At 46.1% G+C, this 15,741-nt stretch carries 15 protein-coding genes; 11 read left to right on the forward strand and 4 right to left on the reverse strand.

Translation table 11 applies throughout. The features are described from left to right. Positions 1 to 186: 186 nt before the first annotated feature. On the forward strand, positions 187 to 1,173 hold the full coding sequence (locus ACDJ58_RS02835) for a phosphotransferase (RefSeq protein WP_413375304.1): 987 nt from the start codon (positions 187 to 189) through the stop codon (positions 1,171 to 1,173). Positions 1,174 to 1,270: 97 nt separating this feature from the next. Here the strand turns inward: ACDJ58_RS02835 and ACDJ58_RS02840 are convergent, their stop codons facing one another. From ACDJ58_RS02840 to ACDJ58_RS02850, 3 genes are all read right to left on the reverse strand, one after another. Further along, the gene (locus tag ACDJ58_RS02840) at positions 1,271 to 2,260 is read right to left on the reverse strand and encodes a DUF4003 family protein (protein WP_413375306.1); all 990 of its coding nucleotides are present in this window, start codon (positions 2,258 to 2,260) and stop codon (positions 1,271 to 1,273) included. 210 nt (positions 2,261 to 2,470) lie between these two features. Beyond that, the gene (locus ACDJ58_RS02845; RefSeq protein ID WP_413375308.1) at positions 2,471 to 2,866 is read right to left on the reverse strand and encodes a hypothetical protein; all 396 of its coding nucleotides are present in this window, start codon (positions 2,864 to 2,866) and stop codon (positions 2,471 to 2,473) included. Positions 2,867 to 3,034: 168 nt separating this feature from the next. Then, positions 3,035 to 3,418, reverse strand: a complete 384-nt coding sequence (locus tag ACDJ58_RS02850; RefSeq protein WP_413375310.1) for a DUF6713 family protein — start codon at positions 3,416 to 3,418, stop codon at positions 3,035 to 3,037. Between the two features lie 152 nt (positions 3,419 to 3,570). On the opposite strand from ACDJ58_RS02850, the gene ACDJ58_RS02855 reads away from it, so the two are divergent. The 9 genes from ACDJ58_RS02855 to ACDJ58_RS02895 all read left to right on the forward strand — a co-directional run bounded on the left by ACDJ58_RS02855 (position 3,571) and on the right by ACDJ58_RS02895 (position 13,419). Further along, entirely contained in the window at positions 3,571 to 5,544 is a 1,974-nt protein-coding gene (locus tag ACDJ58_RS02855) for a serine hydrolase domain-containing protein (RefSeq protein ID WP_413375312.1), read from the forward strand. 54 nt (positions 5,545 to 5,598) lie between these two features. After that, a complete protein-coding gene (locus tag ACDJ58_RS02860; RefSeq protein ID WP_413375314.1) occupies positions 5,599 to 6,273 on the forward strand; it encodes a response regulator transcription factor in 675 nt (224 codons plus the stop codon). Further along, positions 6,270 to 7,622 (forward strand): sensor histidine kinase, encoded by a 1,353-nt coding sequence (locus ACDJ58_RS02865; protein ID WP_413375316.1) that lies wholly within the window; start codon positions 6,270 to 6,272, stop codon positions 7,620 to 7,622. The genes ACDJ58_RS02860 and ACDJ58_RS02865 overlap by 4 nt, the downstream gene beginning before the upstream one ends. A 176-nt stretch (positions 7,623 to 7,798) precedes the next feature. Then, the gene (locus ACDJ58_RS02870) at positions 7,799 to 8,128 is read left to right on the forward strand and encodes an ArsR/SmtB family transcription factor (RefSeq protein WP_076291641.1); all 330 of its coding nucleotides are present in this window, start codon (positions 7,799 to 7,801) and stop codon (positions 8,126 to 8,128) included. A gap of 167 nt (positions 8,129 to 8,295) precedes the next feature. Further along, positions 8,296 to 10,050, forward strand: coding sequence for a SulP family inorganic anion transporter (locus tag ACDJ58_RS02875; protein WP_413375318.1), 1,755 nt, complete (start codon positions 8,296 to 8,298; stop codon positions 10,048 to 10,050). After that, positions 10,004 to 10,375: a DUF1186 domain-containing protein gene (locus tag ACDJ58_RS02880; protein WP_413375320.1), complete on the forward strand. Its 372-nt coding sequence runs from the start codon at positions 10,004 to 10,006 to the stop codon at positions 10,373 to 10,375. The genes ACDJ58_RS02875 and ACDJ58_RS02880 overlap by 47 nt, the downstream gene beginning before the upstream one ends. Then, a complete protein-coding gene (locus ACDJ58_RS02885) occupies positions 10,353 to 11,732 on the forward strand; it encodes an amino acid permease (protein WP_413375322.1) in 1,380 nt (459 codons plus the stop codon). Before ACDJ58_RS02880 ends, ACDJ58_RS02885 begins: the two co-directional genes overlap by 23 nt. A gap of 87 nt (positions 11,733 to 11,819) precedes the next feature. Beyond that, positions 11,820 to 12,101 (forward strand): hypothetical protein, encoded by a 282-nt coding sequence (locus tag ACDJ58_RS02890; protein WP_413375324.1) that lies wholly within the window; start codon positions 11,820 to 11,822, stop codon positions 12,099 to 12,101. Positions 12,102 to 12,105: 4 nt separating this feature from the next. Next, positions 12,106 to 13,419, forward strand: a complete 1,314-nt coding sequence (locus tag ACDJ58_RS02895) for an alpha/beta hydrolase family protein (RefSeq protein ID WP_413375326.1) — start codon at positions 12,106 to 12,108, stop codon at positions 13,417 to 13,419. Positions 13,420 to 13,445: 26 nt separating this feature from the next. Here the strand turns inward: ACDJ58_RS02895 and ACDJ58_RS02900 are convergent, their stop codons facing one another. Further along, on the reverse strand, positions 13,446 to 14,429 hold the full coding sequence (locus tag ACDJ58_RS02900) for a MerR family transcriptional regulator (protein ID WP_413375329.1): 984 nt from the start codon (positions 14,427 to 14,429) through the stop codon (positions 13,446 to 13,448). Between the two features lie 333 nt (positions 14,430 to 14,762). On the opposite strand from ACDJ58_RS02900, the gene ACDJ58_RS02905 reads away from it, so the two are divergent. Then, positions 14,763 to 15,665, forward strand: coding sequence for an SDR family oxidoreductase (locus tag ACDJ58_RS02905; protein WP_024631293.1), 903 nt, complete (start codon positions 14,763 to 14,765; stop codon positions 15,663 to 15,665). Positions 15,666 to 15,741: the final 76 nt, after the last annotated feature.

Below are 15,741 nucleotides of genomic sequence, written 5' to 3' on the forward strand. Positions count from 1 at the left end.
AGGTCAAGGCTGTGAAAGTGATTTGTGCGCATAAAAGAGGCGAAATGAATTCAGCTATGCATTCACCGGATTAAATATATATTCTGGAAAATAAATTAAAAATATACTATGTTATAGGTTGATAGATGAAGTAATCATTTATCTGTAAATATAGTAAAGATCATATCAAACTGAAGGAGCATACATATGTTCAATCAACCGACTGCTTTACGTTCAGTGCTCAATCCTAAATATCTGGAATTTGCATTGAGTGATCAGTATGACATCGGACCGTGGGAAGAATGTTTATTCTGGCTGAGAGGGTTAAATGATACCTACCGGGTACGTACTTCCTCTGGCATGTATATTCTTCGTGTCTACCATACTGAAATTACGGAAAATGATGTACGTTACGAACTGTCCCTGTTATCTCAATTAAAGGGCATTTTAGGTTCATCTGTACATACCGATATTGGAGAGTACATCGAGAAGAAAGATCATACTGGATATACTGTGTTGGAGGCCGCTGAAGGCAAGCGGGTTGCTGTGATGTTTCGGTATATTGAGGGTACGGAGAACAACCTTGAGGATGAACAGTCATGTTACGCTTTTGGTCAGTCTGCGGCTGAGCTGCATAAGGCGATGGACCAAGTGGTATTGGAGCAGCCGCGATATGAGTTGGATACGAAGTTGCTAATTGACGAGCCTCTTGAACGAATCATTAACTACATCGGTGAAAAAAATGAAGCATCATCATTCCTACATACGTTTGCTAGAGAGTTAAAAGAACGCATCGGCGTTGCATCCAAACAAGGTTTGGACACGGGGCTGTGTCATGGCGATATGCATGGGAACAATAACGCTTTTCAGCAGGGGAATCAGTTCATCCATTATGACTTCGAGTGGGCAGCTAAAGGCTGGCGTGCCTACGATCTGGCGCAGGTGAAGGCTCGGAAGAGACAGTCTGGTGAGCAAAAAGAAGTGTTATGGAGTGCGCTCATGGCAGGATATCGTTCAGTTAGAAGCTTCTCTGCCGAAGATGAACAGGCTGTTGATCTCTTTATTATCGCTCGCCGATTTTGGGTCATGGGTCTGGATGTTGCTTTTATCGAAAGTGATATGGGTGCGCTGGACTATGGTTCGGATTGGCTGGATAGTTTCATTGAGGAATTTCGTGACACAGGAATTGTTTAGTAGTGATGACTAACAACAATGATGGATTCAAAGGTAGAAGGCCTTCTGGATGGTTCCAGAGGGCCTGTTTTATTTTGTAAGATGCATTTTATAACCTTTAGTTCGATGAAGTCGAAGCTACGACGGCAGCCGATGTTGCAGCAGCGGCCATGGCGGCCTGTTGGGCTATGATAATGTTGGTGATGCTAGTGGAGACCGTCGTGGTCAGGACGCCGTTTCGAAGATCCTCCACATATTGCACTGCCACCAGCGAGGACGTGAGCAGCAGCAATTCCTGTTTGTTGATTGACCAGGCACCAAAGCCCTTCTGTGTACGCAACCACTCATACGTTTCCTCAACTTGCTCTACCAGCGTATCTCTGTCAGCGGGCAGTAGGGAGAGGATCCCCAGAGCCGGCAGGGTGTACATTTTGTCTAATCGTATTCCCCGTCTGCGGAATGCCTCATTTAACGCTATCACATGAGCGCCCGCCTCCGGATTATCATCGCCTAGGACCAGAACCTGTGTTAATGCCTGCACGCTATTGCCCGGTGAGAACTCAGGTTTTAATTCAACATAGAGCTGCTCCATACGGGTCACACCGGATTCCACGTCGAGATCGGAAAGGGCCAGCATGGCAGCAAAAATATAGTCGTCCTGTCCGGTAAGAAAGCGGTGCTGGGCTTTCATGTGATCATAAAATGATTTGGCTCGTTCGACCTTATGCTCGAATTGGTCAGGAGTCGCGTGAGCTGCAATCTGATAGGCGGCAATAACCAGAAAATCGGACGTACGAAATTTGATTTTTTTCATCAGATCATAGATAAGGAGGGTGTCTTCCAGTTTCTTTTCCTGATCTGTCGTAAGCGAGAGTAAGGTGGCGATGCTGATCGCCGAATTTCCCCTGAAGGTCGAAAAGAGATTGGTGTTTTGCTTAATCAATTCATGACTTTGGCGAATGGCCTCGCCATCGGCTTGTTTATTTTCCGCTGCATATAAAAGGGCTGCCAGACGGTGCATCATCACATTTTGCCACTTGAATGATTTTTTGATGATCTGAGTGTTGGAAACGAATAATTCGACTCGTGCAGCATGTTGCTCTTGCATAAGCAGACCTCCCGAATGATTAGACCTTTTCTCCAGTTTACTATAAATGGGGCCTCACCGTTCACAGAAAAAAAGCACCCCAACAGAAGTTTATGGATTCCTTGGCAGGCTCCAATTTGTACTTCTAAGAGGTGCATTTTTGATTAAACTGAAAGAGTTCATGTATTTAAATCTTCATATAAGAATAGTTACTATGTGTTCGTTGTATTGTTAATTGAAAGAAATCGTGTAGGATACGGAAGGGTACAACGTCGTGGACGCGGGTACGCGTTCTACCACAGTGACCAGAGTGCCAGGGCTGTAGTAGGCTGATCCGCCGTTGTAATTGGTGCTATTTACGATGGCTGTCCCCAGATCAATTGTCGTATTATTGTAGCTCCAGTAGTAGTGCAGTTGAAGTGCATTGGCTGCGGATGCCGTAATTTTTACGCTCGTACCGGTGGTTTTGGCATTCGGGAGAATGTAGGTGTATCCTTGACCAGCAGTGAGCGTATTGGAATAGCTGCCTCCATAACTTACGATGGCGGGATTAGCTGATGCGGTCAGGCCGAACATAAGGGATATGCCCATAAAAAATACAAATAAGGTGCTGCTTAGTTTTTTCATCGATACCTCATCCTTTCAAAATGAAATGTTTTAAAGGGTAACCTCACTAAAACGAAAACCTTTTCGAAAATGGATGGAGACATCCTCCTTTTTTCAGTTTATGTTAGCGTTAACATTCCTGACGGCTATAATATATACCAATAAAATACAGTTGTAAATAGCGGGAATTTACAATATTAACGCTAACAAATGGATGGCCCCAATAATCCCCATGGGGTAAATAAATGATCTGGAAAATGAATTCTTAAATTCATTACGAGAGTGTTTTTCGAAAAATAGGTGCAGTACCGCATGGATGATGAAAAATATATCCAGCACCCAGAACGTAATCGTTTGATATGAGCTAAAAAGCAGTGCGAGTATGACGGTGTAGAGTGGTAGGTGAACGAATGTGAAGCATTTATAGGCTTTTTCATCTTCCATAACTTTCAGCACCATAAACAATTTCCACTCAGATCTTCTAATGGCGTCCATTTCGTGCAGTAGAAATAAAGATAAATTAAACAAAAACAAGACTAGTAAAAAGTCAGGCATATCCATTCTCCCTTTCATATTCAACCTTCCCCTATCTTACTAAAGCCAATTATATTTGGCAAAATATGACTAAAAGGTTCACGCTCCGTTCATACGTTCTTGATATGCTCTCGAAAGAAAGCCGAGGAACAGTGATCAACACAAAATATACGGAGTGGTGGAGGTTTGTTATGTCATCGTCGATAAGGAAAATGGCTTGCAAAATGATGTTACTGGTATTGTTGGGTACTACGCTAGGGGCAACTTGGTTAGGGGTTAAAGCTCCCGTATCAGCAGAGGCTTACTCTTCCGGATTGAGTTCTGGTAACCAAGAGAAGGGAGTCGCTGTTAACCTTGATAACAAAGAAAAGCTAGCAGCATTCATTGATGGGATTATGGATGTTCAAATGGATTCTTTACAGATTCCGGGTGCAGTCATTTCGATTGTGAAGGATGGGAAGATTCTGCTCTCCAAAGGGTACGGACATTCGAACATCGAAGAAAATAAACCCGTTGATCCCGAGACCAGCCTGTTTCGGATTGCGTCGACCACAAAGCTGTTCACATGGACCGCAGTGATGCAGCTGGTTGAGGAGGGAAAGCTTGATCTGGACACTGACGTTAACACCTATCTGAAAACGGTGAAAATACCACCAACCTATGCGGAACCAATTACATTACGTCATCTCATGACCCATACGGCAGGCTTTGAGGAAGGCGGTGTTGGATATCAGATTACCACCGATCCAGAGAAGCTCCCCGTTTCCATTGCAGAAACAATGGCAAACCATATGCCAGCACGGGTCATGCCTCCAGGCGAGATGATGGCCTATTCCAACTATGGTGCCTCACTCGCGGGACTTATCGTCGAAGAAGTTGGTGGCATTGCTTATAATGACTATATACGGAAAAATATATTTGATCCGCTGAGCATGAAGTATGCTACGGTGGAGGAGCCTGTTCCGGCATCGTTGAAGCCCTATGCCGTACTTGGATATGCCCGAGCCAATGGCGAGTATGTAACCAAGCGCCCTACGTTTGAAGGCGGCTTCCGACCAGCAGGATCAGGCAGTGTCTCGGCGAATGATATGGCTCATTTCATGATTGCCCATTTACAGGACGGACGATATGAGGATAAGCAAATTCTCAAGCCGGAAACCGCCAGGCTTATGCATTCCCCGGCGTTCCAGTTTGACGAACGTTTACCTGCCATGGACTTGGGCTTTTATGAGTTGAATATGAATGGACTGCGTGTGATCTCTCATGGAGGTGCCGACGAGCTATTTAATACAGCGCTCTATCTTGTACCAGACCAACAAGTCGGCATATTTGTTTCCTATAGTGGAGGGGACGGTGGAACGGCAGCAGGAGGATTGGCGCAAGCCTTCTTTGATCGTTACTATCCTGCCCATATGACGAAGCAGCCTGCTGCAACCTCTATTGAACTAGGGGAGCCTCTGGAGAAATATGCTGGCTCATATCAATTTACACGTCGTAATCACACGAAGATCGATAAGTTTTTCAGTTTTCTGACTCAGATCAATATTGAGGTTTCGGATAACCGGCTGTCGATTGGAAGTGGTGCAGATCAGCAAGTATACACTCCGATTGGAGTGAATCTATTCCAGGAAGTCGGCGGGAAGCATCAGATGGGATTCCGTACGGATACAGAGGGCAAGGTCACGTATCTGTTTCTGGATATACTCAACCCCATGCCACTGGAGCCAACCCTGTTAATTAATCAATCGAAGTTCTGGCTTCCGTTGCTCGGTATCTCGGCCGTTCTGTTCATTACCGTACTACTGGGAGCTGTTTATCGTAGACGCAAAATCAAAGCGATGCCAAGGGCGCAGAAATGGGCAGTCCTGCTGTCGGTAGTTTCGTCCGTGTGGTCATTGGTGACCTTGGGAGCTACACTTCTGGTGATGAACTTAGATCTGATCGATCGACTCAGTCATATTCCACTATCTCTACGTCTTTATCTGTTCATGCCTCTGATTCTTGTGGGATGGAGTGTGGCAATCGTAACGATGAACGTTATGGCATGGAAAAACAAATATTGGACGTTACCTAAGCGTGTGTACTATACGTTCGTAACTCTAGCAGCAGTAACCTTATGTTTATTTTTCTATCATTGGAATCTGTTGGGCTGGCATTTTGGTTGAACCCTCCACCCAGGTGGAAGAGGAGAAGAAATATATTGGAGGCATGCATTTGATATGACCCAAATCCTTGTCGTGGACGACGATGTGCACATTCGTGAGCTGATTACCTTGTTTTTGCGGAATGAGGGATTTGAGATCGTGGTGGCTAAAGACGGTGCAGAAGCATTGGATATTGTTGAGAAATCCCCAATTGATCTGGTTATCCTCGATATTATGATGCCAAAATTGGATGGTTGGGAACTATGCCGGGAGATCCGGCGCATGGATCTGAATATGCCGCTCTTGATGGTTACGGTAAAAGGGGAATCGGCTCAGAAAGTGAAGGGATTCCAGCTTGGAATAGATGATTATTTGACGAAGCCCTTCGATCCACTGGAGCTTGTGATGAGAGTGAAAGCATTGCTGAAACGGTATCTGATTGTCTCTTCCCAAACGATTCAATTGGGGGGCATTACACTGAATCGCCGCAGCTTTCAAGTGATTCGAGGGGAGGAGACGCTCAATCTGCCTTTAAAGGAGTTCGAATTGCTGTTCATGCTGGCGAATCAGCCTGGGCAGATATTTACCCGGGAACAGCTAATTACGAAAATCTGGGGGAGCGACTATGAAGGGGATGACCGAACGGTTGACGTTCACATTAAGCGATTAAGGGAAAAATTTGCTGGTGATGTCCACCATTTTCAGATTGAAACGGCCCGCAGTCTGGGCTACCGGTTAGTGATCACATGATCAAGACCTTATACGTTCGCATCATTTTCACATTTCTGATTGTCATTATTTTCAGCCTGCTGTCGTCTTTCCTCATAGGGCTCTTTCTATTCAAAAAAGAAGTAAACCATCTCGGTCAGAATGACATGATTGCAGCAGGTGAGGAAATGATACGTCTCTATGAACAAACACACCCGGAGGACCGGGAGGCATTCATTAAAAGTATGGTGAAGATATCCACCTATCCCATTCATCTATATGATGTTTCCGGCAACGTAACATACTATGATCTGGACAATACGGAGACCGTTCAAATTGCACCAGAGGTGGTTCAAATGGTATTGCAGGGTCAGGTCTATCGTTCTCCGGCTGAGGTGGATCAGACCTTTATCGGTCTTCCTTTCCCATTCCAAGGGGAGCCACAAGCCGTGTTCATGCAATATTCCCCGCAGAACGAAAATATCATTAATCGGATGGTCTTCCTGGTATTATTACTCGCACTGTTTATCGGAAGCCTATGTATTCTTATTGCTGCAAGGTACTTGGTGAAACCGATTCAGGTATTGACTCGTGCAACCAAACGGCTGGCGAAGGGTGATTTTGACGTGGAAATCCAAACGAAACGTGTGGACGAAATGGGAGCTTTAACACACAGCTTTAATGAGATGGCGAGTGAGCTCAAACAGTTAGAACAGATGAGACAGGATTTTGTTTCCAATGTATCTCATGAGATTCAAACCCCGCTGACCTCTATTTCCGGTTTTGCCATGGCGATGAAAAATAGTAGTCTGGTTGCCGAAGCTGATCGTAACTATTACCTCGATATCATTATTACGGAGAGTGGACGGCTATCCAGACTTAGCGATAATCTGCTGGAGCTTGCATCTCTGGACTCCGATCATCATCCATTCGAGGCTGCTACCTATAATCTTGATGAGCAAATTCGGCAAATTATCGTTACCTGCGAGCCGCAGTGGTCCACCAAAAATATTCAGGTTCATCTGGAGTTGGCAGAACCGATTCAAGTTACAGCAGATCGGGATCAGCTTAATCAGGTTTGGATGAATCTGCTGGGGAACAGCATCAAGTTTACGCCAGCAGGCGGGCATATTCACATACGGACGAACCAGGTAGCGAATGAAATTCACTTCATGATAACGGATACGGGCATTGGAATAGCGCCAGAGCAGCTGGAGTATGTGTTTGATCGGTTTTATAAAACAGACCTGTCGCGAAACCGCAGCATCAGCGGTAACGGTCTGGGCCTTGCGATCGTCAAGAAAATTGTGATGCTCCATCACGGAACCGTCGAAATGAAAAGCCAGGAAGGTGATGGGACGACGGTGATGGTTCATCTGCCTTTAGGATAATTAAGAAAACAGCTCAGGGCTGCCTATAGATTCCTTTAGATTCTTTACGGCTAAAATCCGACCAATGAACCCTTCACGGACGACATAGAGCGTTACATTTCCTTTCTACTTCCTTTCAATATGTTATATGTTATGATATTTGCATCTTCAAAAGTTTGGTTGAAGGGGCATAGCGTATGAATCAGAGCATACAACAGTTTAAAGCGGATTTTTTCAAAGCGTTGGCGCATCCGATGCGAATTCAGATTCTGGAGCTGCTGAGCGATGGGGCGAAAAATGTGAATGAACTGCAAAGCATTCTGGGATCGGAAGGCTCCGCCGTCTCGCAGCAGTTGGCTGTATTGCGCAGCAAAAACGTTGTCCAGGGATTAAAAGAAGGAACGACAGTTACTTATTCGCTTCGCGACCCTTTGATTAAAGACCTGCTGGCCGTTGCTAAAAAGATTTTTGATAATCATTTGGTTGATGCCATTTCCATGCTGGAAGACATTCGAAAAGATACTTAAACACATTAAACAAGAGGAACCGGAAGCAAGTTCAGGTAACTTCTTGTTTTTTGCGTTTTATGAGGGTAACTGTTGTGAGCATTACGATTGACAGACAGCACAGACCGGAGTAGTCTTTTTATTATATTCAAATATTCAAATATATAAAGAAAAGAAGGTTAAGACCGATGAAATGGATGGGGAGATTTGCAGGATACAATGCTTCCGCTTTTCGCAAGGATCTGTTATCCGGACTGATCGTGGGCATTATTGCGATCCCGCTCGGAATGGCGTTTGCGATAGCTTCCGGAGTCAAACCCGAGTATGGTCTGTATACAACGATTATCGCGGGCGTTCTCATTTCCTTGCTGGGGGGGTCCAAATTCCAGATTGGTGGTCCAACGGGTGCATTTATTCCGATCCTCTTCGCCATTGTCATGCAGTATGGATACGAAAATCTGCTTATTGCCGGGATAATGGCCGGATTGATGCTTGTACTTATGGGCGTTTTCAAGCTTGGCGCGTTGATCAAATTTATTCCAAGACCCGTGACCATTGGATTTACGGCGGGTATTGCTGTGATTATTTTTAGTGGGCAAATTGCGAATTTTCTGGGGCTGAGCGGCATCGAGAAGCACGAGGATTTCTGGTCCAATATGAAAGAAATCGGTGTACATATCTCGACGATTAATATATACAGTTTGTTGACAGCTGGAATTTGTCTAGTTGTTCTTTTGCTTGTGCCAAAGTTTGCACCAAAGGTACCAGCCTCGCTGCTCGGTCTTTTTCTATCCACCGTCGTGGCTGCACTCTTTTTCAAGGATCAGGTGGCTACGATTGGCTCGACCTTCGGTGTTATCCCAGGAGCGCTACCCCAGTTTCATATTCCAGAGATCACATGGGCTCGTGTGGTGAGTTTGCTGCAGCCCGCTTTTGTCATCGCCATGCTGGGCGGTATCGAATCGCTTTTATCAGCTGTTGTTGCAGATGGCATGACCGGGAGCCGTCATAACAGCAATCGGGAGCTGATTGGGCAGGGGATCGCGAATATGGTGACACCGCTATTCGGGGGCATTCCAGCAACAGGGGCCATTGCGCGTACGGCAACGAATATTAAATCCGGTGCAGTATCGCCATTTTCTGGCGTTATTCACGCCGTTGTTGTGTTGCTTGTGCTTGTTCTCTTCGCACCATATGCGTCCCACATCCCACTTGCCAGTATGGCCCCGGTGCTGATGCTGGTTGCCTGGAATATGAGTGAGCGGAGATCGTTCATACATGTAATGAAAACCAAAACGAGTGATTCACTCGTACTGCTCATTACCTTTTTGCTCACTGTTTTTACGAGTCTAACCACCGCTGTGGAGGTGGGGTTGATCCTGGCGGTCCTTCTATTCGTGAAGCGCATGAGCGAGATGCTGAAGGTTGCCAAAGTGCTGCCTGATCCCGATCACAAGCATAAGAAGGTTATGGCGCATATGGTTCATGAAGGGCATGATTGTCCGCAGATCAGTATGTATACGATTGAAGGCCCTTTGTTTTTTGGAGCGGCAGATGTGTTTGAGAAATCGGTGATGGATTCGATTCATCAAAGACCAGGTATTCTGCTGCTGCGTATGGGGAAGGTTCCTTTTATGGATACAACAGGTGAAGCCAACCTTGCCAGTTTGGTGAAGCATTTTGAGCGATGCGGTGGCATGATACTGTTTTCAGGCGTTCAGGAGCAGCCCTTGGAGATGATGAGGAAAACGGGTTTAATGGAGCGCATTCATCCTGATCACATGTTTGAGCATACCGGTGAAGCCATCAATTATGCATTACAACATCTGAATCACCAGAAGTGCCTAGGCTGCAAGCATTTTGCTTTTCGTGAATGTGCTGTGTTGTCGCGAGAAGATGCCGTTGCTGAACGGCAAAGTTTGCTGGAGCCTACCTCCATATAATCTGGAATTATCGTTCTGTTCGAAGCTTCTTCACACGGAGGGGATTGGACGAGTACTTGCGTCTATATATGATGGGGATGCTAATTTGTTGTACGGCTTGATTGAGAACACTAAGGCAAATGAGTATGTACGGGGACAAGCATTGAATGCTCTGGTTATTCTGGTTTTGCATGGCCTGCTGCCTATTTATTCGATGAATCCGCTTCCTTACATTCCTTGTTGTATTTCTGCGGCACATCTCGTACAATTTGGTGAAGTAATTCTGCATTGCGTTAATGTGAATGTGAAAAGGGGAGAATCGTTTGGAATCAAAGCAACTATCTAGAGGGCTAAAGCCCCGCCATGTAGAGCTGATTGCACTCGGAGGTACGATCGGGGTTGGATTGTTCATGGGATCGGCAAGTACGATCAAATGGGCAGGTCCTTCGGTGCTGCTGGCCTATTTGTTGGCCGGGATCATTATCTTTTTTGTCATGCGTATTATGGGGGAAATGTTGATTCAGGAGCCTGTCACAGGTTCATTTGCCACATTTGCTCATAAGTATATCAGTCCACTCGCCGGGTTCCTGACTGCCTGGAGTTACTGGTTCCTCTGGGTAACGGTTGGTATGGCAGAAGTCACCGCGATTGGGATTTATGTAGGCTACTGGTTCCCTGATATTCCACAATGGCTGCCTGCCTTGGCTGGCGTGCTCATTATTGCGGCAGCGAATCTGGCAGCGGTAAAGTACTATGGAGAATTCGAATTCTGGTTTGCACTGATCAAGGTGACGGCGATTGTCTTCATGATCGTGATTGGATCCGGACTGATCTTCTTCGGCTGGGGGAATGGAGGACAGCCCATTGGGCTATCGAATCTGGTGAGCCATGGCGGATTTTTCCCAGGAGGGATCAAAGGTTTCCTCTTTGCCCTGTGTATCGTAACGGCTGCTTATCAGGGCGTTGAAATGGTAGGGATTACGGCAGGTGAAGCAGAAAATCCGAAGATCACGCTGCGTAAAGCGATCAAAAACATCGTGTGGCGTATTCTCATTTTTTACGTTGGGGCCATCTTTGTCATCGTGACATTGTACCCTTGGAATGAAGTGGGAGAGACGGGAAGTCCGTTTGTACTGACGTTTGCCAAAGTCGGGATTGTCGCTGCTGCGGGAATTATCAACTTTGTCGTGCTTACCGCGGCGATGTCGGGATGTAACAGTGGGATCTATAGTGCAGGACGTATGCTTTACACGCTTGCGGAGAATGGACAGGCACCGGCCTTTTTCAAAAAGCTGTCCAAAGGCGGGGTTCCCCGCAACAGTATTATCATTACGATTTCCTTGCTACTGGTGGGTGTGGTACTCAACTACCTGATGCCGGACTCCAAACTGTTCCTGTATATCTACAGTGCAAGTGTTCTTCCGGGTATGGTTCCATGGTTCGCGCTGGCCTTCAGCCAGTTCCGATTCAGAAAGCGTTGGGGCAATGAGATGGGGGATCACAATTTTAAATCCAAATGGTTCCCAATCAGCAACTATATCATCATCGTATATCTGACGCTCGTTATTATCGGTATGGCATTTAACCCGGATACGCGGTTACCCCTGATTGTCGGGGCTACATTTATGGCGATCGTTGTGATCGGATATTTCGTATTTGGCATAGGAAAAAGACAGCGGGTAGATGAAGGCGAACATCACTAGCGCATATTATAAAATGTTGATGTGAAGAGGTAATATCATACGTGCATTCCTTGAATACATGGGAGAACCTTCGGGAGATCCAGTGTTATGCAGGGAGTGCATTTTTTTTTTTTTTTAAAATTCATGCTTGAATCTCCTGTAACTGGAGGTTTTATGATTGGAAATAGAAGAGCTGCTGCACGATATATTTTAATTTTAATTGTGGCAGAGAAGGGGGCAAGGAATAATGAGAACTCTGGTATGGATTTATCTTATTTTCAATGTAGTAATGCTGGTGTGGTTGATTGGGAACCGGAACAAATCTCGGAAAATGGTGTGGGGAGGATTGGTCATATCGGTTGTGTTATTGTTGGTTCATGGGGTGATTGAGGGATTGCGTTGGCCTATGATTCCGGCGTATCTGCTCACCCTGGTTCCACTGATTGTGTTAATCGCTAAGAGGTCAAAATCAGCCGTCGTGCGGAAATTCGGACGTGTTCGAATCATCGGAACATCGCTGTTGGTATTGGTATATGCTGCCGTGACGATGGGGCTGCCACTTCTGTTTCCGGTATTTTCATTTGATAATCCAACAGGACCTTACGGAATCGGTACGGTTTCCTACGATTGGACGGACGAGAGCCGGGAGGAATTGCTGACGAGTACAGCCGGAGACAAACGGGAATTGATGGTGCAGATCTGGTATCCAACGGATAAAGACACCAAGGGAACAACGGCTCCTTATGTGAATGATCCGAAAGTGTATGCAACAGCCTTTAATGATGTGCTGAAGCTGCCAAAGCTTTTATTTTCAAGCCTGAGTCAAGTCAAAACCCATGCCATTCTGGAGGCATCATTGTCTGATGCGGAAGCCAAGTATCCGGTCATCCTTTTCTCTCATGGCCTGCATGGTTATGAAAACCAAAATACGTTCCAGGTGGAGCAACTGGTCAGCCAAGGTTATATTGTTGTGGGCATTAATCATACGTACAGTAGTCTGGTCTCGGTGTTCCCGGATGGGCGTGTGGCGCAGTTTGAATCGGAGGGCAAGGAAGGCTTCGATCAACTGCAGTTCAGTTATATGGACAAGCTCAACGAGACATGGGTGAAGGATGCGCAATTTGTGCTGGATCAAGTGGAGAAGCTGGCTGCCAATGACGCAAACGGGCGTTTTAACGGTCATATGGATCTGGACAACATCGGCATGTTTGGACATTCATTTGGCGGAGCAACAACGGTACAGATGCTGATGGATGATCCTCGTGTCAAAGCTGGTATGAACATGGATGGCGTATTGTTTGGAGAGAAGCGCATTCCTGCCGAAGGTGTGGGCAAGCCGTTTCTCATGATGAGCGCGGACACAACCGTTGCAGGTACAAGTGTCATGAGTGACGACGAGATTGCAGCTATGGGCACGACTCGTACGGAAGCCGAGAAATACTACGAAGAAGTGTATGCACGTTATGAACCAGTGACCGCGGGAGGAAACTACTGGATGGAACTGAGTAATACCAAACATCTAAGCTTCTCGGACCTCTATCTGATATCTCCCATTCTCGAATGGTCACAGGGTGTAAAAGCAAGGGGAGCACACCAAATCGTAAATGATACAACAATCGACTTCTTTAACCACTATCTGAAAGGGCAACCGCTCCAGTTGGACAGTGAAGTGGGAGAACACACATCCTATTCATTGAAAAAAGGTTGAATCTAAAAATGGAAGAGGACTGGAATTCAGTCTTCTTCCATTTGTTTTAACCGCAGTCGCATGCCTTCTTGCAACAGATTAATGCCGTCTACGATCTGGCTCCATTCAGGATTCACGATCTTGCAGAGCTTGTTAAAACGAAGGATGCGCTCTGTTACGGAGTCGAGCATATATCGAGCTTGTTTGCGAAAAAATGCTTCCGGATCTCCAGCATGTTCAATACTGGCGTACATCATCACAAAATCCCATACCATGCTCTGCACTGCGGGGCTATCTAACGGCCAACGTTTCTCCAGAGCTTCAGTGGCACGAATGCGGAGGGTCTCCATTTTTTTCACCCAGGCATCTGCTTCAATCTGTGGATGATTCGCCATGGTGAAGAAAGGAAGTTCAAGGCGGGCCAGATCGGCGATATAGGCCGGATCGTTGATGATTTCCTGGATTTCCTTCCATGCCAGTGTTTGTTGGGCAGATAGCTTTGTATCTTTCATCATGTATTTGTCGAAAAAATGCAGAAACGAAACTCTCCATTCGTGCGGGATGCCATCCAGCAGGTGAGATTCTTCCATTTTGGTGGAAACGAATTTTTTCCTTTTTTGAGCATTGACGGTCAGCGAATCCACCAGGCTTGAAACATAGGTTAGAGACTGTCCGGAATGAAGCGTATCTTCCACTTCCTGCTGTTTGGCTTGTTGCAGAATGGAGAGCATGGAATTCATTGTCCCGATCTGAGTTTCCAAGGCTTCAATCTGTAGATCCAGCGCCTGGGACACGCCAAGTTCACCGGACATCAGCTTGCGAATATCCGATATGCCAAAATTCAAATAGCGAAGCGTTGTGATAAGTTCCAGCCGCCATACATCTTGCGGTGTATAGAGACGGTGACCACCTTCTGTATGAAAAGAGGGCCGGAGCAACTTGATTTCATCGTAATAACGAATCGTTTTGACAGTCGAGCCGATCATTTTGGCAGCTTCACCGATCGAATATGTATCTTTGCTTTGGTTCAATGAAATCACCTCAGGATCTATTATACAACCTCCAGTTACTGGAGATTCAAAGTCGGAAGGTTTGCCATGGAAATCTTCAGAGCCAGTTTAAATTCCACCCATCTCGGTTACAAAGGAAAGAGTGCAACTTTTATGAAAACAACATAATAAATAAATTTAAAATTTACATGATAACGAAGAGCGCAGAAATAACCTGGAGAAACGGAGTGTTCGCCTTTATCCCCGGATTTCCCCCTTATAAAAGGAGAGAAAAAAATCTGGGGATAACAGCGATCGTAAGGTTATTCTGTGATCGTAGTGATCATTGTAAATTAATCTGAGGAGGAATTGAACATGGCTAATCAAGACCAGCACACCATGCAAGATCCGACGACACAATATCCGAAGGCAACATCAGATTGGAAACAGCAGCAGGAGGAGCCGGGGCTTCAGCGTGAAATGACTCCTGTACCTGATGCAGGTGAGAAAAGCTATAAAGGCAGCGGCCGTCTGACCGGACGTAAAGCTGTTGTAACCGGAGCAGACAGCGGTATTGGTCGGGCAGCCGCCATCGCTTTTGCCCGTGAAGGTGCGGATGTCGTTCTGGCTTACCTTCCCGAGGAAGAAGCCGATGCGAAGGAAGTGGTCAAGCTGATCGAAGAGGCAGGCCGCAAGGCTGTTGCGATTCCAGGTGACCTCAAGGATGAGAAATACTGCGAAGAACTCATTGAATCTGCTGTAAAAGAGCTCGGTGGGATCGATATCCTCGCCAACGTGGCAGGTAAACAGCAGTTTGTTGAGCAGATCGCCGACCTGACCACAGAACAATTTGATGCGACATTCAAAACTAATGTCTATTCGATGTTCTGGCTCTGTAAAGCAGCTGTGAAACACATGAAGCCAGGCAGCTCCATCATTAACACGTCTTCTATTCAGGCATACAAGCCATCTCCAATCCTGCTGGATTATGCGACAACAAAGGCAGCAATCAACACCTTCAGCAAAGCGCTGGCCCAACAAGTCGGCAGCAAAGGCATCCGTGTGAACGTCGTCGCACCAGGTCCGGTATGGACACCGCTTCAGGTGGTCGGTGGACAGCCCGTAGAGAAGCTTGCTGATTTTGGATCTAATACTCCGCTTGGCCGTGCAGGACAGCCTGCTGAAATGGCGCCAGCGTTTGTATTCCTGGCGAGCCAGGAATCAAGCTATGTGAGCGGTGAGACATTGAACGCCAATGGTGGTACAGTTAGTCCGTAATTTTGGATATAAAAAGCCTATGAATCATAGGTCAGTGATCATAGGCAAGTGAAGCAAAGAACTCCATTCCCGATGA

Source organism: Paenibacillus taichungensis, from assembly GCF_047302525.1.
Taxonomy (GTDB): domain Bacteria; phylum Bacillota; class Bacilli; order Paenibacillales; family Paenibacillaceae; genus Paenibacillus; species Paenibacillus taichungensis_B.

Coding starts and splice junctions, on each gene's coding strand:
- ACDJ58_RS02835 (WP_413375304.1), top strand. CDS start 187: ATGTTCAATCAACCGACTGCTTTACGTTCAGTGCTCAATCCTAAATAT.
- ACDJ58_RS02840 (WP_413375306.1), bottom strand. CDS start 2,260: ATGCAAGAGCAACATGCTGCACGAGTCGAATTATTCGTTTCCAACACT.
- ACDJ58_RS02845 (WP_413375308.1), bottom strand. CDS start 2,866: ATGAAAAAACTAAGCAGCACCTTATTTGTATTTTTTATGGGCATATCC.
- ACDJ58_RS02850 (WP_413375310.1), bottom strand. CDS start 3,418: ATGAAAGGGAGAATGGATATGCCTGACTTTTTACTAGTCTTGTTTTTG.
- ACDJ58_RS02855 (WP_413375312.1), top strand. CDS start 3,571: ATGTCATCGTCGATAAGGAAAATGGCTTGCAAAATGATGTTACTGGTA.
- ACDJ58_RS02860 (WP_413375314.1), top strand. CDS start 5,599: ATGACCCAAATCCTTGTCGTGGACGACGATGTGCACATTCGTGAGCTG.
- ACDJ58_RS02865 (WP_413375316.1), top strand. CDS start 6,270: ATGATCAAGACCTTATACGTTCGCATCATTTTCACATTTCTGATTGTC.
- ACDJ58_RS02870 (WP_076291641.1), top strand. CDS start 7,799: ATGAATCAGAGCATACAACAGTTTAAAGCGGATTTTTTCAAAGCGTTG.
- ACDJ58_RS02875 (WP_413375318.1), top strand. CDS start 8,296: ATGAAATGGATGGGGAGATTTGCAGGATACAATGCTTCCGCTTTTCGC.
- ACDJ58_RS02880 (WP_413375320.1), top strand. CDS start 10,004: ATGCCGTTGCTGAACGGCAAAGTTTGCTGGAGCCTACCTCCATATAAT.
- ACDJ58_RS02890 (WP_413375324.1), top strand. CDS start 11,820: ATGCAGGGAGTGCATTTTTTTTTTTTTTTAAAATTCATGCTTGAATCT.
- ACDJ58_RS02905 (WP_024631293.1), top strand. CDS start 14,763: ATGGCTAATCAAGACCAGCACACCATGCAAGATCCGACGACACAATAT.